We start from the raw sequence: 22,045 nt of genomic DNA on the forward strand, positions 1-22,045 counted from the left end.
TAAATGGACTGAGTCCTGTTCAATACAGAATTCAGTCCTTAAAATAATCGTCCAACTTTTCGGGGTCAGATCAGGTGAGCTCTCCTCCTTTTTTATTATTGTAAATAATAAATAATTACCAATTATTTTAGGATATCGTATTTATGTATAAACAATCTTTTCAAAAAACACTACTTAGTTTAGCAGTCAGCTCTTTAATAACTGGTACAGCGTTTGCAACTGAATATACCACTATAACCGCAACAAGTGGTAATTCAAAAACTGTTAGTGAAGATAGCATTACAGTAACAGGCAATGGAACTAACAATAAAGGCGTTATTGATGTTAACAGTGACCTAGGTAGAGGACAGTATAAAGCTACAACATTATATGTAACCAGTACTTCAGGCAATATTGAAATAGATGCACAAAATAAAGAAAGTGGTTTAGCCATATACGCACAGAGACCTGAAGCTCAACTAAATGTAACATCTGCTAAAGACATCACTATCAAAAATGCAGCGTATGCTGCAAAAGCAACACTTAGTGGTAATATTACCATTAATGCGACCAATGATATTACAGCCACTAATACAACTAATCTTTTATGGACGCAAGTAAATGATTCCACAGGCTCTAGTGGCATTGCAATTACCGCAGGAAATAATATCAATGCTGGTGATGCCGGAATAATAGCTGAAACAGGAACGGTCAATGTAAAAGCCACAAGGGGGGGAGTTACTGTTGGTAATATAGAAAATAAAACTGCCAACTTTGATATTACTGCACAGAAAAAATTAACCACAGGCACAATTAAGGCAACCAATGTAACACGTTTAACCTCTAATGGCACTGGCGAAGATGGCGGCGTTGCCACTCAAGACATCACCTCTTCTGACGCTGGTGATGTACAAATTACCTCTAAATCAAATGTAACAGTAACAGGTGATATTGCTAGTTCTAATAATGCAAAAGTTAATATTACCGCTGATAATGGTCTTGCTGTTACTGGCGCACTCAGACCTAACGACACCTCACAAATTAATTTAACCAATAACGCTGACTCTGGTGATCCTACTGATACTGCGAAAACTACTTCGATTGGCCGCATTAATGCAGAAGGTGGAACGATCAATGTTAACTCAACAAACGCCGCAACAACAGTAACTGGCACAACAGTAGTTGGCTCCTCTGATGCAAGTGCTACAGCTGCAGCACTAAATATTAAAGATTCACAAAAACCTATTACGTTTAATGGCGATGTTACCGTTAATAAAAGTGGTACTGCTACATTAACTGGCAACAAAAAAGTCGATTTAAAACAAACAACCACTGTAAACGATGGAACCTTAAATGTTGGCGCAGAAACCATTAATGCCAATACTATTAATTACAACAATGCTACAACCAATGCTCGTCCAGCTAATGGAGACGGTGGGCAAGTAACCCTTAATGCAACAAAAGATCTGAATATTAGCGGTAATGTCAGTTCAACTAATACAGGGTCTGCTGGGTCAATGAATTTAACCGCTGGCGAAACTATTAACTTTACTGGTACTAACTCTACAGTTACCAAAAGCGGTTCGATCATAGACCAAAACACTACGAATGCGATCAATATTACAGCACCAACGGTTAATGCAGAAAACACTTCCCTTGAAGCAACAGGAGTGAACTCCAAAATTAAGGTTTCTGCCAACACTGCTGCAACAGTCAAAGCTATACAGGTAACAGGTGCTCTGAGCGAAATCAGTATTAATAAGGATAGTGAAACAGGCAGAGTTAAAGTAAAAGATAGCATTAATGCCACTGGACTAGGTAGTAAAGTCAATATTGGTAACGCAAGTAGCCCTAGTGTGCAACTTGATGGTGCGATTACGGCGCAATCTAGTAATGAAAGATTTAAATCATACATAACAGTTTTAGGGCAAGATATTCAAGCCAATGATGCTATCACTGCCGATAAAAACAGTGATATTTCACTTGGGGATAACAGCACTAATAACTTAAAAGTAACCAACACAACAACGGCAAATGGTTCTGCTGCGACCGTTATCCTGCAAGGGGATAATATCAATAAAGATCTTCCTGCGGAGAAAAGCGCTGGTGCGCTCAATGCCACCGACGGCGGTACGATTACGGTTAATAACACAAATGAAAATGATAACGCAGTAACCAAGCTAGGCACCCTCTCCGCCGACAAAACTGGTACGATTGATGTCAATAAAGACGCACAAAAAGGCTCGATTGATACTGGAGCAATCACCGCTGGAAATGGCGAAACCGACGGCACGGGCGGAAAAATTACTGTGGGGAATGATGCAACCACCAAAACCACAGCAGAGAGTGTTACTGCGAATGACGCTAAGGCGGTTGCAACGGTTAAAGGGAAAGTCGCCGAAGTTACAGGCGCAGCTGAGGCTAGCAATGGCGGTGTGGTCAATATCACTGGTGCAAATGAGACTGGCGGTAAAGGTGAAGTAAAAGGCACAGCTACCGCAACTGGCACTGGTTCAAAAGTGAACGTTTCAGGAGAAACTGCTAAAGCGAATGCAGCTACTGCAAATACTGGCGGCGTTGTTTCGGTTGGTGATACTTCAACTAAAAATGCTTCGGTTACTGGTGCAGCAACAGCGACTGGCGAAAATTCAAACGTTACAGTTAAGGGTACTGAATCGGCAACTGCAGGGAGTGCAAGCGCAGCTGATAAAGGTAAAGTAACAGTGGGTGGCGATACTACAACCACAGCATCTATTACAGGAACTGCTCAAGCAACCAATGGCGGGGATATTAATGTTAAAGCCTCTAATACAGAGGGAACTGCTTCAGTTACTGATAATATTTCAGCAAGTGGTAAAAATGGCGATGACACTTCAACTGTTACTGTAAGTGGAAAAACTGCAACAGCGGAAAAAGATGCTACTGCAGACAATGGCGGTGTGGTCAATATCACAGGTTCTAATGACGCTGGCGGCAAAGGTGAAGTGAAAGGCAATATTACCGCAAATGGTGCAGATTCTCAGGTGAATGTTGCGGGTCAAACCGTTACAGCTGGCACAGAAAATAGCGATTCTGAGAACAAAGTCGAAGCCACTAAGGGCGGTGCTATTACGCTAGGCGATACTAATACGATAACCGCTACTATCAACTCGGTAATTAATGCTGCAGGTAAAGATGCGAATGATAAAGGTGCGAGCGTTACGGTTGTAGGTCAAAATATTTCTGCGAAGAAAGATGTTACTGCGTCTGACGGTGGTACCGTAACATTAGGTAATGATCAAACGGATACCCTTCATATTACAGGTTCTGCAACAGCCAGTGCAGGAGGAACAGTAACCGCTGATGCAGAAACAGTTAAAGTAATTGGTGATATTGCTTCTGATAATGAGGGTAAAGTTACTGTTAATGGTAAAACAGTAAGTGCTGATGATGTTACTTCTGATAACAGTGCTAATACTTCTGTAACAGGTGATACCGTTACTGTAAATGGTAAAATTTCATCAGATAATGGTGGTACAACGACTGTTACGCAAAACACGGGTAACTTAGATCTTTCAACTAATGCAACCCAACCAGGTATTACTGCTAATAACGGCGGGGCAACCAAGGTTACAGTAACAGATAGCGATCTAACTGTTGGCAAAGTCTCCTCTGTTGGCAAAGTCTCCTCTGATGGCACAGTAAAACCATCTGAAGTTGTGCTTACTGCTAATAACATTACCGCAAAAAATGAACTCACTGCGAATAATGGCGGCAAAATTAAGCTTGATTCTAAAGGAACAGTAACCACTGAAAAACCAATTAAGGCAAGCAATGGTGGGGAAATTGAGATTAATGCACCAACTAGCGCAACTATTCATAGCATTGAGCAAGATAAGGATAGTGTGGTGAAAATTAATAGCCCGAAAACAACCTTAGAGAACTTAAATGCTAACGGTGCAACCTTAGTTTCAGATAAACCAGGTTCAGTATTAAGTATTACTAACCCAGGCACTGGACAAAATACTTATGGATTAAATTTAGCAATTAAGCCTACAGAAAGTAGTTATCTGAACTTTACAAACTCACCAGCAGCAGGACAAACTTTACAGCTACAAGATCCAGATAAGTATGCGAAAGTTGTGGCAGATTTAAAAGAAGCCTCAAAAGCGGCTAATAACATTTACCGTATTCCATTTGCGGGTGTGGCTAATCCAAATGATGATGAAGTCTTTAAGACAAATTCTCAACCTGTGGGTAATGGATTTGATGTATTAGATCTCTACTTAGGGCATGAGAATGTCGCGAATGCAACTGCGAATGATCGCTTATTCTTAGATCAAGCAGGTATCAATGCAGGTGAGTTCTATTATGCAAGTATCCGTTCTGTCGGTATAGATAGTAATGCGCAGAATAACCTCAATAATATTGCACTTGCTGGCTTAATGTTAGCAACGGATATGATTAATTCTGCACGTTCAGGCGTACCAACTGAAGAAGAGGGCTTATGGGCAACCTATTCAAACGCTGATTATGACCACAATGGCGTGAAATTGAACGCTCACCAAACGAAAATTGGTTACGATCGTGTAACAACGATTAATGATCGTTCAAATCGTTTTGGCGCCTCGCTTGAGTATGATCGTGCTAGCGGTAATATTACTAATGGTGATATTGAGGCGAATAAAGTGGTTGCTAAAGTTTACAACACAATGCGTTTTGGCAACGGTGCTTACACCAATGTGGTTGCCGCAATGGGACGTGTGAAAACCACTGCTGCGGTAGATGATGAAACCACGACCACTAAATTACATAACGATTATGCGGCAGTAAGTGCTGAATATGGTATGCGTTTCGATCTTGGTAATGGTTGGTACGCGATTCCACAAGCACAATTACAATATACGCTAGTACAAGCAGATAAGCTAAAAATGTATGATGCTGATGTAAAAGTTGGCAATACAAATAGCATGCAAGCTCGCACTGGTTTATTAGTAGGGCAAAATGTAGCGTATGGCAATAAACTGGTGAACTTCTATGGTTCAATGGATATTTATCGTGAATTTGCTGGTAAACAACAAATGGAAGTTGACTCTGTCGCAAAATATAATTGGGAAGTTGACAACCGTGGTACTTGGTATCGCGCTGGATTAGGGGCTTCAATGAAGTTAACCTCTGGTACTGTACTCTATCTTGATGTATCACGTACATTTGGTAGCGCAGGCCGCCGTACCAGCGATGCGAATGTAGGCGTTAAAATTACCTTTTAAGTTTTAATTACTTATTTTTAACTGCATAATAACCTCAAAGTGAAATACTTTGAGGTTATTTTTTTATGCCGGATTAGCGCCTCATTTGCCTATTTGATCGCAAATTATTTCAAGAAAAAATCCGCCTAATACCCTATCAAAAGCGCGGATTTTTTGGTAAATTACACCCAATTTTTTCACTGTAAAAATTAACCTATTTTATTCACATTAAAACGGAAGATTATGTTTAAAAAAATTCGTGGTCTATTTTCTAATGACCTTTCTATCGATTTAGGCACAGCAAATACTCTTATTTATGTTAAAGGTCAAGGCATCGTACTTGATGAGCCATCAGTTGTTGCGATTCGTCAAGATCGTGTTGGTTCATTAAAAAATATTGCAGCTGTTGGACGTGAAGCAAAATCAATGTTAGGTAGAACGCCAAAAAGCATTAGTGCAATTCGTCCAATGAAAGATGGTGTGATTGCCGATTTCTTCGTAACTGAAAAAATGTTGCAATATTTTATCAAGCAAGTCCATCGTAACAATTTTATGCGCCCAAGCCCACGTGTTCTAGTGTGTGTACCTGCTGGTGCCACCCAAGTAGAACGTCGTGCAATTAAAGAATCTGCTTATGGTGCTGGTGCACGTGAAGTGCATTTAATTGAAGAACCAATGGCTGCTGCGATTGGTGCAAAATTACCTGTATCAGAAGCAACGGGTTCTATGGTTATTGATATTGGCGGTGGTACAACTGAAGTGGCAGTTATCTCATTAAATGGTGTCGTGTATTCTTCTTCTGTTCGTATCGGTGGTGACCGTTTTGATGAAGCAATTATTGCTTATGTTCGCCGTACTTTTGGTTCATCTATTGGTGAAACAACCGCTGAAAGAATTAAGAAAGAATTAGCGAGTGCCTATATTGAAGATGGCGATGAAATTTTGGAAATGGAAGTGCATGGACATAACCTTGCCGAAGGTGCACCAAGAACATTTACCTTAAATACTCAAGATGTCCTAGAAGCTATTCAACAACCATTAGATGGTATCGTGCGTGCCGTGCGTACTGCATTAGAACAATGCCCACCGGAACTTGCTGCCGATATTTTTGAACGTGGTATGGTATTAACTGGTGGTGGTGCATTAATGAAAAATATTGATGTATTACTTTCTCGTGAATCTGGTGTACCCGTCATTGTTGCCGACGATCCACTCACTTGCGTTGCACGTGGTGGTGGTGAAGCACTAGAAATGATTGATTTGCTCGGTGGCGATATTTTTAGTGACGAATAATCCGAATTATCAAACCAATTAGGGCAGCTTGTTAATCCAAGCTGCTCTATTTTGTATAAATTGTATGGTATGAAACCAATTTTCACAAAATCTCCTTCTCTTGGTGTCAGACTTATCTTTGCAGTGATTTTATCGGTAATCTTAATGTTTTCCGATGGGCAAACTCGCAATTTATTACAGATTCGCAGTGTGTTAGAAACTACTGTAAGTTGGATCTATTACTTAGCCAATACACCACGTTCGGTACTTGATGGCGTATCTGACAATTTAGTTGATACCGGTACATTACAAATTGAAAATAAGGTACTAAAAGAGCAGTTAATGGAAAAAAATGCAGACCTTCTATTATTAGATCAATTAAAAGTTGAAAATCAGCGTTTGCGTTTATTACTAAACTCTCCATTACGTCATGACGAATATAAGAAAATTGCCGAAGTATTAACGGCTGAAACTGATCCTTATCGCCAACAAGTTGTCATTAATCAAGGTGAGAAAGATGGCGCTTATGTAGGACAACCTGTCATTGATGAAAAAGGAGTCGTTGGACAAATTATTTCTGTTGGGCATAACACTAGCCGTGTACTATTAATTTCTGATGTTACACACTCTATTCCATTACAAGTATTACGTTCAGATATTCGTGTTATTGCCAGCGGTACAGGTCGTCCTGATGAATTGGTCCTAGATAATGTCTCTCGTTCAGCAGATATTGAAAAAGGTGATTTATTAGTAACATCTGGTTTAGGTCGCCGTTTTCCTGAAGGTTATCCAGTTGCTATTGTCGAATCTGTTTCACGTGAAGGGAATAATTACTTTGCCACAATTATTGCTAAACCGTTAGCTTCTCTGGAACGTTTGCGTTATCTATTACTCCTCTGGCCTACCAATGAGGATATGAAACGTTTAAATGGTAATGCTCCAACCCAAATTAAGGAAGTAGTAAAACAACGTTTATCCTCTCAACAAGCTACACCTGATACTGAAGAGAATAACGATCTACCAACAGATACATTAGATAAACCAGTGCCACCAACAAAAGAAAAAGTCGAAGAAGAATAGTATGAAAGCAAATGCGATATTTCAATGGTTGATGATTACCATTACATTTGTAATTGCATTAGTATTTGAAATTATGCCTTGGCCAACAGATTTTTCTGGCTATCGTCCTGCATGGTTAGTTTTAGTACTCTTATATTGGGTAATGGCAATACCTGGTCGAATCAACATAGGTATTGCCTTTTTAGCTGGATTAGTATGGGATTTGGTATTAGGTTCTATCTTAGGTATCCATTCCCTTATTTTTTCCGTATTTGCCTATCTGATTGCAGTTAATTCTATGATTCTACGCAATCTTTCTCTCTGGCAGCAAAGCCTATTGGTTATTCTTTGTGTATTCTTAATTCGAATTGCAATTTTCTTACTAGAACTCTTTTTACATAGTGCAATTTTTAATTCTCAAGAAATTGCAGGTGCCATACTAAGTGGTGTTCTCTGGCCTTGGGTATTCCTGATTTTACGAGGTTTACGCCGTAAATTATCCCTACGTTAATAATCATCACTATTAGCCACATTAATTGGCGGTAATGCGGTAATAATCGCTTTTACTAATGTGGCTAATGGAATCGCAAAAAATACCCCCCAAAAGCCCCATAATCCACCAAAGAAAATCACTGATATAATAATAATCAATGGATGTAAATTGACTGCCTCAGAAAATAATAAAGGCACTAATAAATTACCGTCTAATAGTTGAGTAATCGTATAAACCAACATTAAATAACCAAAAGTCGCAGACCATCCAAATTGAAAGAGTGCAACTAACGCTAATGGAATTGTCACTAATACCGCACCGACATACGGCACTAATACAGATAAACCAATCGCTACGGCTAACAATAATGAATAATTTAATTTAAATAATAAGAAAGTCACATAACTAACCGCTGTCATCACAATAATTTCAGTGACTTTACCACGGATATAGTTTGCAATTTGTAACTTCATTTCATCCCAAACTTTATTCACTAATTGACGATTTCGTGGTAGAAATCTTGTCACTCCAGCAATTAAATAATCTCTATCCTTAATTAAGAAAAACACCATTAAAGGGACCAAAAAAGCATAAATTCCAATGGTGACTAAACTGACAATGGAAACTAAGGAATAACGCAGTGCTGACTCTCCAGCACCTAAAATTTTCTCTCTCACACTATTAAAAATGGTATCAATCATTGCATAGTCAACATATTCAGGATAATTCTCTGGCAGAGATAGAACCCATTCATGTAGTTGATTACTCATTGTTGGTAAATCTTTTAATAGATTCACCAACTGATTCCAAAGCGTTGGGATCATCACCAGTAAGATAAAAAAGACTGCTGCAATAAAACCACCTAATACAATTACTAATGCTAATAAGTGTGGAAATTTAAATTTTGTTGAGAGGTACTGAATAGGAAGTTCTAAGAGATAAGCTAATACTATCGCAATAAGCAATGGAGTAAATAAATCACTAAAAAAATAGAAAACAATACAAACTATTAAAATTAAGCTGAATAGTCCGACCGCTTGTGGATCACTAAAACGACGTTTATACCACTCTTTAAAAACAGACAGCATATAAAAACTCCTTGCATCAATCGCTTTTAGATTATAAGCAAGTTATTTACTTGAATAAAGAGTAAATCTATACTATGCGCACCTTTTCACTAGTCATATCAAGGAATTAAATAATGAGCAACACAACTGAAATGCAAACATATCCTCTTTATCAAAATAGTTGGGTCATTCGTCAAAGAGATCCTGGTGAAGAAGGTGCTAGAAATCACCTATTTGAAACAGTTTCTATCCAATTAGATGCGGTTTACGCTAATAAAACTTTCCATTATCAATTTATGCGAAAAGTTGAAGAACAAATTGAATTCACACAACAATTTTCTGATCTAGAAAGTTTATTTAAATTCTTAGGGGAATCCCTCGATCCCGTTTCACTAGGTTTACTTGGCGTAAAAATTGGTCAACTACAAACAGAAGTTACCGAATAGTCATTAATAATAAAGTTAAAGATGAAGCTGTTCTTTGACAAAAGGAATCGTTAATTTCCGTTGTGCTTGCAAAGAGGCTTTATCTAATTTATCTAAAATAGAAAAAAGATAGGTTAAATCTCGATCTAAACGACTTAATAAAAATTTTGCCACCTCATCTGGCAATTCTAATCCTCGATTACGGGCAGTTTGTTGTAAGACAGCAGCCTTTTTCTCATCCGATAATTCTGCTAATTGGTAACTTTCGCCCCAACTTAAACGAGAACGTAGATCAGGTAAGTCAATTTTTAATTGTTGGACAGGTTCATTTGCAGTTACCAGTAATAACGTCTTGCCAGTTTCTTTAATGCGATTAAACAGATCGAAAATAGCAATTTCCCATTCTGCATTCCCAGCAATCGCATCAAGATCATCTAAACAAACTAAATCGAGTTCTTCGAGTGACTCTAAAATTTCTGGTGAAAAATAGTTTGTTTTGGTTAACGGAATATAAATTGATGATCGTTCTTGTTGTAAAAATAAATTATTTGCCGCTTTTAAAATATGGGTCTTACCACTACTTTTTGTTCCCCAAAGATAAAAGAATGACTGTTGCAAATGAGCAAAATTCTCAAACAACGAATTACATAACACTTGATTATTCTCTGAATCAAAATTATCAAATGTTTCGGGATCAAATTCGTGAATGGGTAAAATATATTGATGCTGCAAAAAACGACCTAATGAGCAAAGAAAAAATTGGTTATAAGAATAAAGAAAAACATCAGGTTGAGCAAGTTCCGACCTGATGTTTTTGAATGTTACATGCTTATTTTTCTGCTTTTTGTTCTTTTGGCAAAATCAGATTGAGTAAAATTGCCACGATGGCACAAAGACTGATGCCTTTTAGCGATACTTCACCAAAATTCACAAACATTCCGCCGATACCAAAGGTCATCACTACCGAAATAATACAAAGATTACGTGATTCAGTTACATCTACTTTACCGCGAATTAAGGTACTCATGCCAACTACAGCAATCGAACCAAATACCAACATCATAATCCCACCCATAACAATGGTTGGAATAGTAGATAAAAATGCCCCTACTTTGCCACAGAAAGAAATCGCGATTGCCCAAACAGCTGCCCACGTCATAATGACAGGATTAAAGTTTTTCGTTAGCATCACTGCTCCTGTTACTTCGGCATAAGTCGTATTTGGCGGTCCACCTAATAAAGACGCAACAGACGTTGCGATACCATCACCTAATAACGTACGATGTAATCCAGGTTTTTGCAGAAAATCCTTACCTGTTACCGAACTAATCGCCATAATCCCCCCAACGTGTTCTACCGCTGGTGCGATCGCAATCGGTAATAAATAGAGGATCGCTTCCAGTTTAAATTCAGGTGTAGTAATCGTTGGTAGGCTGAACCATGGTGCATCATAGACAGGTTGTAAATTAATTAATCCCATAAAGGCACATACAATATAACCAGTAGCAATACCAAACATAATCGGGATTAACTTCATTATGCCTTTCGCAAACACGGCTACACACAACGTAGTTAATAATGTAATCATTGATACTATAATCGCTTGATCATAGCTGTAATTACTATTTTTCCCTAACGCCATATCTACTGCAACTGGTGCTAACCCCATTCCAATAATGATGATCACTGGCCCAACTACAATAGGAGGGAAAACACGTTGTAAAACTTCAACGCCTTTCATTTTAACCAATGCACTTAAAGCGACATAAACTAAGCCTGCACAGGCTAGTCCACCCATCGTAACTGGTAATCCCCAAGTCGCAATACCATATTGAATTGGTGCAATAAAGGCAAAAGAAGACGCTAAGAAAATTGGCACTTGGCGTTTAGTACACAATTGGAATAAGAGTGTTCCGATCCCCGCTGTTAACAACGCGGTATTACTATCTAAACCAGTAATTAGCGGTACTAAGACTAACGCCCCAAATGCCACAAAAAGCATTTGTAATCCAACAAACGTTTGTTGAACTTTACTTTTTACAACATTGACAACAAGTTGAGTTTCTATACTCATAAATTAGTTTCACCTCTCTGGATAAATTAACTAAAAAAAAGATATTTGATCTTATTTCGTACCAAATATCTTATCGCCTGCATCACCTAAACCTGGAATGATATAACCATTTTCATTAAGGTGATCATCAATAGATGCTGTATAAAGCTCTACATCAGGATGTGCATTTTGCAATGCTTTAATTCCCTCTGGAGCAGCTACTAACACTAATACTTTAATTTTTGGGCATTGTGCTTTTTTTAACAAATCAATGGTAGCAATCATTGAACCGCCTGTTGCTAACATTGGATCAACAATAATCGCTAAACGCTCTTCCATATCTGGTGCTAACTTCTGGAAATAAGGTACTGGTTCTAAAGTTTCTTCATTACGATACATACCTACTACACTAATTCTTGCACTTGGAATATGCTCTAATACCCCTTCCATCATACCTAAACCAGCACGTAAAATTGGCACTACAGTAACCTTTTTCCCTTTAATTCGCTCAACTTGTACTGGTCCACACCAGCCTTCAATCGTTACCACTTCAGTTTCTAAATCAGCAGTTGCTTCATAAGTTAATAAGCTACCAACTTCTGTTGCTAATTCACGGAAATGTTTCGTACTTACATCAGCCGCTCTCATTAAACCAAGTTTATGTTTTACAAGCGGATGTTTTACTTCAACGATTTTCATTTTGTTGCCCCTTAAAATTTTCAAAAAAATCGCGTGATTTTAAACTACCCATTCTGAAATAGCTAGCCTCAGATCTGAAAATCTGCACAGAACCTAATCTAGCGCAAAATATTTCTTGCATTTGTTTGTGATCTGTATCGCAAACGATTGCTTAATCGTGTACAATTTGCGCCCGAATCGTTTTGAAACCGCCTAAGGAGCAAATGTGGACAAACAAACATTAAGTTATAAAGACGCTGGCGTTGATATTAATGCAGGCAATGAATTAGTCGAACGAATCAAACCTCACGTAAAACGTACCCGCCGTGCCGAAGTTATCGGTGGCTTAGGTGGTTTTGGTGCATTATGTGCTATTCCAACTAAATATAAAGAACCTATCCTTGTTTCTGGTACAGATGGTGTTGGTACAAAACTTCGTTTAGCAATTGACCTACATAAACATGACACCATTGGGATTGACTTAGTGGCTATGTGTGTTAACGATTTAATCGTGCAAGGTGCTGAACCACTCTTTTTCTTAGATTATTACGCAACTGGAAAATTAGAAGTTGATGTTGCTAGTGATGTTATTAAAGGTATCGCTAATGGTTGTGAACAATCTGGTTGTGCCTTAATTGGTGGTGAAACGGCTGAAATGCCTGGCATGTATCACGCAAATGATTATGATCTCGCAGGCTTCTGTGTTGGTGTGGTAGAAAAAAATGAAATCATTGATGGCAGTGCCGTTCGCGTTGGCGATGCTTTAATTGCATTAGGTTCTTCTGGCCCTCATTCTAATGGTTATTCATTAATCCGCAAAATTATTGAATTAGCAAATGTGTCTCCAGCAGAAACGTTATTAGAGGGTAAACCGTTAGCAGAACACTTGCTTGCACCAACCAAAATTTATGTAAAATCTATTTTACAACTAATTAAACATGTTGATGTTCATGCGATAGCTCACCTTACTGGAGGTGGTTTCTGGGAAAATATTCCGCGTGTATTGCCTGATCATGTTCGTGCTGTTATCAATGAAAATAGTTGGCAATGGCCAGCCATTTTCCGTTGGTTACAGGAAAACGGCAATGTCGATACTTATGAAATGTATCGTACTTTCAACTGTGGCGTTGGAATGGTCATTGCATTGCCACAAGAAGATGTTGAAACTGCACTAGCATTATTAGCCCAAACTGGTGAAAAAGCATGGGTGATTGGTCAAATTGAACATCTTGATCCTCAAGAAACACAACAAGTAATTATTCGCTAATGAAAAAAAGAATTGCTGTTTTAATTTCAGGTGAAGGACAAACGTTACAAGCAATCATCAACGCTTGTAACGTTGGTCAACTTAATGCAGATATAGTTACTGTAATCAGTAATAAGTTAGGCATTTATGGTTTACAACGTGCGACAGAGGCGAATATTCCAACGCACGTTTTTTTACGCAAACATTTTACTGATAACCAACATATGGATTTAGCAATCGCTGATCTATTAGAACATTATCAAGTCGATTTAATTGTCCTTGCGGGTTATATGAAAATTCTTACCCCTAAATTTACTCAACGCTTTGCAGGTAAAATTCTTAACACGCACCCATCACTGCTACCGAAATATCCAGGATTACATACTTATCAACGTGCCTTAGAAAATCACGATACTGAACATGGTTTTAGTGTGCATTTTGTCAATGAGGAAATGGACGGTGGACAATTAGTATTTCAATTTAAATTGCCTATTTTGGCAGATGATACAGAAGAAAGCTTGTCCACTCGCGTAAAGCATTATGAACAACGTTACTATCCTGAAGTAATTAGTTGGTTTATTGATCAACGTTTAACATTTCGTGATCAAGCCTATTTTGATAATCAACCGTTACTCACACCAATTATCAAAACCTTAATCGATGTAGAATAATGGCATTATGCTAAAACTACTGGCAAGCCTAAACTTAAGGAAGAGCTTGATAAAATACCTAATGGGTTCCCTTGTGAATTGCCTGAATGCAGGAAAGATTTTCAGGCAAAAAACGTCTAATTTTTCGTAGAAAAATATCAGTTTTTTGCCGCTCGGAAAATCTTGACGAAATGAGGATTAGCAATGAGCTAGGGCGTGCTTTTTTTGCCCACTTTTCTTTGCACGAGCAATAACAAAAAGCATTGCTTTTTGAGCGCTGCTTGCAGCGACCCGTAGGGTGAGCAAGTGAGCTGAGCGAACTTGCGAATAATAGTGGGTCGCCCTTTAGGGCGAAACCTAAATCTCAATTTGAATGAAAAATAAGCCAAAAATTAATAAATATGACGTTGTCAATAACCTAAGAATAAGGAAATTATTCCGCATAATTCACAAAATACCCTATCGCCCCACAACAATACTCATCAACAAACACCAACGGAATTCGGGTACGCTGCCAAGCTGGCACATTTAATTTTTGCCACACTTTTTTGATCTCTGTTTTAGTGGAGTTAGTGCTAATTTGTACACTTTTCGAATAGTGAAAGCGGATAGTAAGTTGTTGATAATTTACAGGCAATTTCACAGATAATTGATGTTGCTGCCAAGCAAATACGGCAAATTGTTGCACTTGTTGACAGCTTACTTGGCCTAAATTATCGGGTAACTCAATCGCTTCACCTAATTGAATTGGCAAAATATATTCTCGCAAATTCTGATAAAGCGGAGTTAGGTACAATTTATGTTGAAAACGTCGTACCACTCGCTTATTTAACTGTAACTCTGGTTGCCGATCTCCCTCTGCGTTCACCACTTCATTTAATAATACGTCTAACTGTTTTTGACTTGGCATAGGTTGCTGTAAATGTGCTAACCATAAACGTAATAATTGACGCTGTTTACTTACGGAATAAGAAGAAAAGTGATTTAACGTGAAGGCATCATCTGGGGCTAAATGCGTGAAAAAAATCGGTGCTAATAATTCTTGCAACAACTGTTCTTGCTCGGCACATAACTGTGCAGAACGTACAACCGCCTGATCAAAATGTTGCCAACGTTGTTTCAATACTGGCAAGACTTGTTTACGTAAAAAATTCCGCTCATAGCGAATATCATCATTACTTTCATCAAAAATTGTTGCAATTTGATAATCCGCAAGATATTGCTCTAACATCGCACGTGTGATGGTAAGTAAAGGACGAAAAATAGGCACAGAAAAAAGTGTTGTCTGTACTGGCATTGCCGCTAGCCCCTTCACCCCACTACCTCGTTTTAAGGCTAACAAAAAGGTTTCACATTGATCATCTAAATGGTGTGCGGTAACTAAAATTTCATTAGGTTGTAATGCTTGTCGAATTGCTTCATAACGTGCAACTCTTGCTTCTGCCTCAATGTTACTTGCTCTATTCAGTGAAACTTTTTGGCTTATAAAGGGTATTTGCCATTTCGAACAAATCTGCTCACAATGCTGTAACCAATCATCAGCATTTTTACTCAAACCGTGATGAATATGGATTGCTCTGACAGGAATATTTTTATTTTGACGTAATTGTACGAATAAATGCAGTAAAGCAGTGGAATCTACACCACCACTAAACCCAATTAAAAACGCCTTGTTCTGCAAGGCGTTTTCTTCAATTTGTTGAATTAAGACATCTAATAGATGATTCATTCTTAAGCAATTTTTACCGCTTTATATTGACTAATTGGATTTACAATATAATTCCTTGCAGGAATAATTTGTAATTCATATTTCTGTGATTCTTTCGTTACGGTCATTACATCATTAACCGCATTAGCCGTATGTTCAAATGCTTCAATTTCTGACTTACCATTTAATAAATTAGCAAGGAAAATTGCGCTCGTCATATCGCCTACACCAACAGGATCACGACCAACAAACTCATGTAATGGGCGACTAATATGCCACATTCCTTTTTGAGTTGCTAACACCATTTCAAATTTATTTGGATCTTGTCCAACTTTACTAAGATGTTTCACTAATACGGTTTTTGGTCCTTTCGCTAAAATAGCTTCTATTGCTGCAAGTGCTTGTGCAAAATTTTCTACGACCAAACCACTTAACTCCCGTAATTCCACTAAATTTGGCGCAATAATATCCGCTTGACTCATAGCATCTTTTACCAAAAATTCAGCTACACCTGGTGCAACCACACATCCTTTATCAGGATGTCCCATAACGGGATCACAAAAATAGATCGCATTTGGATTAGCTTTTTTGACTGTATTGACGGTATTTAAAATCTCTTGACCTTGTTCAGCAGCACCAATATAACCTGATAGCACCGCATCACATTCTGCCAGTGCACCAATATCAATAATTCCTTGGGTGATTCCGGCAATTTGCTCTTTAGGAATGACCATTCCTTTCCAGCGTTGATACTGAGTATGATTTGAGAATTGCACTGTATTTAATGCCCATGCATCTACACCTAATAATTGCATAGGTAATACAGCCGCTTTATTTCCCGCATAGCCATAAACGACATGCGACTGTATTGATAACACGTTTTTCATAATAACTTCCTATTAACAATAACCGTAACTCATCAATCGTTGATAACGGCGATCTAATAATTCTTCATGGCCTAATAAAGCCAATTCTTCTAGATCTGTTTTAATTTGTGTTTTTAAATTTTCAGCCATTTGTTCAAGGTTGCGATGTGCACCACCTAATGGCTCTTCCACGATACTATCAATTAATGATAGTTTTTTCAGACGATCTGCAGTTAAGCCCATTACCTCAGCTGCAGTCGAAGCCTTATCTGCTTTTTTCCATAGAATAGAGGCACAACCTTCAGGGGAAATCACGGAATAGGTACTATATTGCAACATATTCACTTTATCACCAACGCCAATCGCTAGTGCACCACCTGAACCACCTTCACCAATCACAGTACAAATAATTGGGACTTTTAACATCGACATTTCACGTAAATTACGTGCAATCGCTTCAGACTGGCCACGCTCTTCTGCACCAACACCAGGATAGGCCCCTGGGGTATCAATGAAGGTAATAATTGGCATATTAAAACGTTCTGCCATTTGCATTAAACGTAATGCTTTACGATATCCTTCTGGCGCAGGCATACCAAAATTACGCATCACTTTTTCTTTTACAGTACGACCTTTTTGATGACCAATCACCATCACAGGGCGGTCATCTAAACGAGCAATACCACCAATAATTGCTTTATCATCAGCAAAAGCTCGATCACCCGCTAATTCTTCAAACTCAGTAAAAATATGTTGAATATAATCAAGAGTATAAGGACGTTGTGGATGACGTGCCATTTGAGAAACTTGCCAAGCCGTCAAATCAGCAAAAGTTTTTTTAGTTAATTCTTCGCTTTTTTTCTTGAGTCTAGCAATTTCTTCGTCAAGATTGATTTTATCATCTTGCCCAGATACCGAGCGTAGTGAGTCAATTTTTGCCTCTAATTCGGCAATCGGTAATTCAAAATCTAAAAAATCTTGATTCATACTGTTCCTTTTTATTGTTAATGCATTTAGCGACAAAATAATTCGCCTATTCTATGCTTTTTTTTTATTGAATTGCAGTGTTTTTCTCTTTTTGTAACTCTTCTTTACTATTAATCGAAGCAAAAAATGTTGCTAAAAGAGGACCAGAAATATTGTGCCAGAAACTAAACACTGCACTTGGTACTGCAGCAATCGGATTAAAGTAGGCAGTTGCTAATGCCGCACCTAAACCAGAATTTTGCATACCAACTTCAATCGCAATCGCTTTACTATCAGCTAAATTTAATTTAAATAGTTTTGCGACAGCGAAACCTAATAAATAACCAAAACCATTATGCAGTACAACCACAAAGAAAATAAATAACCCAGATTCGATAATTTTATCTTTACTCACTGCAACGACAGCAGCCAAAATCAATACAATGGCAATTACTGAAACTAATGGCGTACAAGTTCCTAATTTCACCATTTGTTTTGTTAATAGTGTTCTTGCGACCACACCTAAAAATACTGGGAATAAAACGATTTTCAACACGGAAATAAACATTGCATAAGCATCAATATCTAGCCATTGACTTGCTAAAAGATAGAATACTGCAGGAGTTAAAAATGGTGCTAATAACGTAGATACTGATGTACAAGCAACTGATAATGCAGTATTTCCTTTTGCCAAATAGGTCATCACGTTTGAAGAAGTACCACCAGGACACGCACCAACCAAAATTACCCCAACCGCCAAGTCAGGTGGTAAATTAAAGCCTTTTGCAAGTGCATAAGCAATCCCTGGCATAACAACAAACTGAGCAATAACGCCAATAAAAACCGCCTTAGGATGTTTTACTACTTCACTAAAGTCATTCACTGTCAGTGTAATACCCATACCAAACATCACGATCCCTAACAAATAAGGAACGTATCCAACTAAGCCTGCAAAATAACTTGGAAATTGATAGGCAAGAAAAGCAAAAAGTAAAACCCAGACAGAGAACGTTTTACCAGCAAAAACGCTGATTTTCTGTAATGTTTGCATAATATTATCCTTAGATATGTATTTAAGTTGTTATAAAGTCTAAGGCATATTGATGTTTTAAATGCAAAGCAAAATGTCCTACTGTTTTAAAAGAAACAATGAAAGTACATAAAGTGGTCTAAAACATCAACACACCCTATAAAAGCATTAAGAATTTACCGCTTTATTAGAAATTTTCAATCCATTTATTGTTTTTTTAAAAAAAAAGAAAAGGCGAGAAATCCATTCCTCGCCTTCTTACTGCAAATTTACTTTCTACTCTACTACTACTCGGACTGCAACATATACTTGATGCCGACCTGTTTTGAATAGTATCAGACTTTTCTTTTTTGTCAATAAGAATTATTCTCATTTATAAAATTATTCACCCGATACTTTCATCTGTTCGATCAAAATTGAACCAGTACGAATATTAGAACGTTGCTCAACATCATCTGCCACGGCAATAATCTGTTGCAACATGTCAGGTAACTGTCCAGCAATGGTAATTTCCGCGACTGGAAATTGAATTTTTCCATTTTCAACCCAAAAACCCGCTGCACCACGAGAGTAATCACCTGTTACTAAATTCACGCCTTGTCCCATTAACTCAGTCACCAATAATCCGCGATCCATTTTCTTTAATAATGCCTCTAATCCACCAGTACAATTTGGTTTTACCAGCCAATTATGAATACCGCCTGCGTGACCAGTCGTTTGCATTCCAAGTTTTTTCGCACTGTATGACGTTAATAAATATGTTTGTAATACACCATCAACAATAATCTCTTGATCTCGGGTTCTAACTCCTTCACTATCAAAAGGCGTTGAAGCTAACTGCCCTAATAAATGAGGTCGTTCGCTAATCTGAAACCAAGATGGTAAAACTTGATGCCCTAATTTCTCTAATAAAAAAGAAGACTTACGATATAACGCTCCGCCACTAATAGCCGAAGCCAGGTGCCCCATAATCCCCGTTGCGACATCATTTAAAAAGATAACAGGCACTTGTAACGTAGTTAATTTTTGTGGATTAAGGCGAGCTAATGTTTTCTTTGCACAATTTTCGCCTACCCACGTAGCAGATTGTAAATCAGCAAAATTTCTTGCAATGGTATATTCGTAATCACGTTCTAATGCTTGATCTTGTTCAGCAATGACACTGCAAGATAGTGAATAACGTGAAGATAAATAACTATTTAACATGCCGTGCGTATTTCCATATACACGAATACCTTCACTTGAATTAAAACTTGTTCCATCACTATTTACAATTTTTGCATCATAATCTAATGCTGCTGTTTCCGCCGATAATGCAAGCTCCACAGCCTGATCTACTGAAATATCGGCTGGATGATAAAGTTGTAAATCTGGTGGTGAAAATGCCATTAACTCTTTTGGTGCTAAACCTGTACAAGGATCTTCTGAAGTATATTTTGCAATTGACAATGCAGATTCTACTGTACGCTTAATCGCCTCTTGACTTAAATCTGAGGTAGAAGCATTCCCTTTTTTATTACCGATATAAACCGAAATCCCTAATGCACCATCATTATTAAATTCTAAATTTTCAATCTCTTTTAAACGTGTTGATACACTTAATCCAGCAACCTTTGTCATCCCTACTTCTGCGGTTGCACCTGCTTTTGCTGCCAGTGATAAGGCATACTCAACTGCATCGCAAAGTTGTTGTTGATGTTGTTTAAAATCCCCTTTTTTCTGTGATGTCATTCTACTTCTCTCTTTCACACATTTATCAATGGAAAAGGATTATATAAAAATTTCTGGAACTTCTGCTAGAATGTACGGCCATATTTCACGTTATAACCAACAGGAAACTATTGATTATGAGATTTAAAGATAAAGAATTTGAATGGCAAGAAGAAGAGGAAGAAGAGATCATCTGGGTCAGTAAAAGTGAAATTAAACGTGATGCCGAACAATTAAAACAATTAGGACAAAAAATCGTTGAGCTACCTGACAATGCGTTAGCACAAATTCCTTTAGATGAACAACTTGCTGATGCAATTCAACTTGCAAGAAGGCTTTCACGTGAAAGTTATCGTCGCCAAATGCAATTTATTGGTAAATTATTACGTCAACGTGATATTGAACCAATTCAATCTGCATTAGATAAAATTGAGAATAAACATAATCAACAACAGGTTTTATTGCACAAAATAGAAGCCTATCGTGAAGCCTTATTAGTCAATGGCGATCAAACCATTACTGAACTATTACAAGACTATCCAACACTGGAACGACAAAAATTAAGAGCATTAATCCGTAATGCACAAAAAGAAAAAGAAAAAAATAGCCCACCAAAGGCTTATCGTGAGATTTATCAATATCTTAAAGAACATATGTTGGATGTATAGGTTTTTGTTATCAAAAATAAAGGTGTTTTCTTTCAAAAATTTTGTTAAAATTTTCGCCGTTTTTGGTATTCAATATGAAACCATTTATTAACATTATTTAACAAAAAGAGGAATGCAATTATGGCTTTTAAATTACCTGAGTTAGGTTACGCTTACGATGCTTTAGAACCACATTTCGATGCTTTAACTATGGAAATCCACCACAGCAAACATCATCAAGCATACGTTAATAATGCAAATGCAGCATTAGAAGGTTTATCTCAAGAATTACAAGATATGTGTCCAGGTCAACTTTCTTCTAACTTAGATAAAGTCCCAGCAGAAAAATTTACTGCATTACGTAACAATGCAGGTGGTCACTTCAACCACTCTCTTTTCTGGAAATCATTGAAAAAAGGGACAACTTTACAAGGTAAATTAAAAGAAGCTATCGAACGTGATTTCGGTTCTGTTGATGCGTTCAAAGCTGAATTTGAAAAAGCAGCGGCAACCCGTTTTGGTTCAGGTTGGGCTTGGTTAGTGGTTAAAGATGGTAAATTAGCAGTTGTTTCTACTGCAAACCAAGATAATCCATTAATGGGTAAAGAAGTTGCTGGTTGTGAAGGTTTCCCACTTGTTGGACTTGACGTTTGGGAGCACGCTTATTACTTAAAATTCCAAAACCGTCGTCCAGACTACATTAAAGAATTCTGGAACGTAGTGAACTGGGATTTCGTTGCACAACGTTATGAAGAACACTTAGCAAAATAATTTAAAGTAATCCTAAAAAAGCCGCTCCAAGCGGCTTTTTTCTTCTCTAGATTTCTCTATTTTTTATTTTTTCGATCTTGTTCGCAAAACAATCACAAAATAGAAAAATAAACAAATAAATTTGCTAGCATAACGCTTAACAAATCAGTAGAATGCGTGCTTTTTATATCATCACTACATTAAGCATTCTCCAGCCA

Annotated in this window: 18 protein-coding genes; 9 read left to right on the forward strand and 9 right to left on the reverse strand. The window is 37.6% G+C overall.

The window, feature by feature from the left end; translation table 11 throughout:
- The first annotated feature begins 143 nt into the window (after positions 1 to 143).
- The 4 genes from ACFFHT_RS09545 (at position 144) to mreD (ending at position 8,049) form a co-directional block, all read left to right on the forward strand.
- Positions 144 to 5,228, forward strand: coding sequence for an autotransporter domain-containing protein (locus ACFFHT_RS09545; protein ID WP_382375665.1), 5,085 nt, complete (start codon positions 144 to 146; stop codon positions 5,226 to 5,228).
- Positions 5,229 to 5,447: 219 nt separating this feature from the next.
- Positions 5,448 to 6,500 carry a rod shape-determining protein gene (locus ACFFHT_RS09550; protein WP_382375735.1) on the forward strand — a complete coding sequence of 351 codons (1,053 nt, stop codon included), beginning with the start codon at positions 5,448 to 5,450 and terminating at the stop codon, positions 6,498 to 6,500.
- A 69-nt stretch (positions 6,501 to 6,569) separates the two neighbouring features.
- Positions 6,570 to 7,559 carry a rod shape-determining protein MreC gene (mreC, locus tag ACFFHT_RS09555; RefSeq protein ID WP_382375667.1) on the forward strand — a complete coding sequence of 330 codons (990 nt, stop codon included), beginning with the start codon at positions 6,570 to 6,572 and terminating at the stop codon, positions 7,557 to 7,559.
- A 1-nt stretch (position 7,560) separates the two neighbouring features.
- A complete protein-coding gene (gene mreD, locus ACFFHT_RS09560; protein WP_382375669.1) occupies positions 7,561 to 8,049 on the forward strand; it encodes a rod shape-determining protein MreD in 489 nt (162 codons plus the stop codon).
- On the opposite strand, the gene ACFFHT_RS09565 is transcribed toward mreD, so the two are convergent.
- Positions 8,046 to 9,119 carry an AI-2E family transporter gene (locus ACFFHT_RS09565; RefSeq protein WP_382375671.1) on the reverse strand — a complete coding sequence of 358 codons (1,074 nt, stop codon included), beginning with the start codon at positions 9,117 to 9,119 and terminating at the stop codon, positions 8,046 to 8,048. The two genes, mreD and ACFFHT_RS09565, sit on opposite strands and share 4 nt — an antisense overlap.
- Positions 9,120 to 9,232: 113 nt before the next feature.
- Here ACFFHT_RS09565 and ACFFHT_RS09570 point away from each other — a divergent pair, with 113 nt between their 5' ends.
- A complete protein-coding gene (locus ACFFHT_RS09570; protein ID WP_382375673.1) occupies positions 9,233 to 9,544 on the forward strand; it encodes a DUF5377 family protein in 312 nt (103 codons plus the stop codon).
- A gap of 15 nt (positions 9,545 to 9,559) precedes the next feature.
- Here ACFFHT_RS09570 and hda read toward each other — a convergent pair whose 3' ends face one another.
- The 3 genes from hda to upp form a co-directional block, all read right to left on the reverse strand.
- Positions 9,560 to 10,255: a DnaA inactivator Hda gene (gene hda, locus ACFFHT_RS09575; RefSeq protein ID WP_382375675.1), complete on the reverse strand. Its 696-nt coding sequence runs from the start codon at positions 10,253 to 10,255 to the stop codon at positions 9,560 to 9,562.
- A 97-nt stretch (positions 10,256 to 10,352) separates the two neighbouring features.
- Entirely contained in the window at positions 10,353 to 11,597 is a 1,245-nt protein-coding gene (locus ACFFHT_RS09580) for a uracil-xanthine permease family protein (RefSeq protein ID WP_382375677.1), read from the reverse strand.
- 51 nt (positions 11,598 to 11,648) lie between these two features.
- Positions 11,649 to 12,275: a uracil phosphoribosyltransferase gene (gene upp, locus ACFFHT_RS09585; protein ID WP_382375679.1), complete on the reverse strand. Its 627-nt coding sequence runs from the start codon at positions 12,273 to 12,275 to the stop codon at positions 11,649 to 11,651.
- Positions 12,276 to 12,480: 205 nt separating this feature from the next.
- On the opposite strand from upp, the gene purM reads away from it, so the two are divergent.
- Both purM and purN read left to right on the forward strand, forming a co-directional pair.
- The gene (gene purM, locus ACFFHT_RS09590; protein ID WP_382375681.1) at positions 12,481 to 13,521 is read left to right on the forward strand and encodes a phosphoribosylformylglycinamidine cyclo-ligase; all 1,041 of its coding nucleotides are present in this window, start codon (positions 12,481 to 12,483) and stop codon (positions 13,519 to 13,521) included.
- Positions 13,521 to 14,171, forward strand: coding sequence for a phosphoribosylglycinamide formyltransferase (gene purN / locus ACFFHT_RS09595; RefSeq protein ID WP_382375683.1), 651 nt, complete (start codon positions 13,521 to 13,523; stop codon positions 14,169 to 14,171). The genes purM and purN overlap by 1 nt, the downstream gene beginning before the upstream one ends.
- A 412-nt stretch (positions 14,172 to 14,583) precedes the next feature.
- Here purN and tilS read toward each other — a convergent pair whose 3' ends face one another.
- From tilS to pmbA, 5 genes are all read right to left on the reverse strand, one after another.
- Entirely contained in the window at positions 14,584 to 15,879 is a 1,296-nt protein-coding gene (gene tilS / locus ACFFHT_RS09600; RefSeq protein WP_382375684.1) for a tRNA lysidine(34) synthetase TilS, read from the reverse strand.
- 2 nt (positions 15,880 to 15,881) lie between these two features.
- On the reverse strand, positions 15,882 to 16,745 hold the full coding sequence (gene pdxY, locus ACFFHT_RS09605; protein ID WP_382375686.1) for a pyridoxal kinase PdxY: 864 nt from the start codon (positions 16,743 to 16,745) through the stop codon (positions 15,882 to 15,884).
- A 12-nt stretch (positions 16,746 to 16,757) separates the two neighbouring features.
- The gene (accA, locus tag ACFFHT_RS09610) at positions 16,758 to 17,711 is read right to left on the reverse strand and encodes an acetyl-CoA carboxylase carboxyl transferase subunit alpha (RefSeq protein ID WP_382375688.1); all 954 of its coding nucleotides are present in this window, start codon (positions 17,709 to 17,711) and stop codon (positions 16,758 to 16,760) included.
- 64 nt (positions 17,712 to 17,775) lie between these two features.
- Positions 17,776 to 18,741, reverse strand: coding sequence for a bile acid:sodium symporter family protein (locus tag ACFFHT_RS09615; protein WP_382375689.1), 966 nt, complete (start codon positions 18,739 to 18,741; stop codon positions 17,776 to 17,778).
- A 360-nt stretch (positions 18,742 to 19,101) separates the two neighbouring features.
- Positions 19,102 to 20,451, reverse strand: a complete 1,350-nt coding sequence (gene pmbA, locus ACFFHT_RS09620) for a metalloprotease PmbA (RefSeq protein ID WP_382375691.1) — start codon at positions 20,449 to 20,451, stop codon at positions 19,102 to 19,104.
- Positions 20,452 to 20,567: 116 nt separating this feature from the next.
- On the opposite strand from pmbA, the gene yjgA reads away from it, so the two are divergent.
- Both yjgA and sodA read left to right on the forward strand, forming a co-directional pair.
- A complete protein-coding gene (yjgA, locus tag ACFFHT_RS09625; RefSeq protein WP_382375693.1) occupies positions 20,568 to 21,098 on the forward strand; it encodes a ribosome biogenesis factor YjgA in 531 nt (176 codons plus the stop codon).
- Positions 21,099 to 21,218: 120 nt separating this feature from the next.
- Complete coding sequence (sodA, locus tag ACFFHT_RS09630; protein ID WP_382375695.1) at positions 21,219 to 21,848, forward strand: superoxide dismutase [Mn]; 630 nt, start codon at positions 21,219 to 21,221, stop codon at positions 21,846 to 21,848.
- Positions 21,849 to 22,045 lie beyond the last annotated feature (197 nt).

The organism is Gallibacterium melopsittaci (genome assembly GCF_042433085.1).
Lineage (GTDB): Bacteria > Pseudomonadota > Gammaproteobacteria > Enterobacterales > Pasteurellaceae > Gallibacterium > Gallibacterium melopsittaci.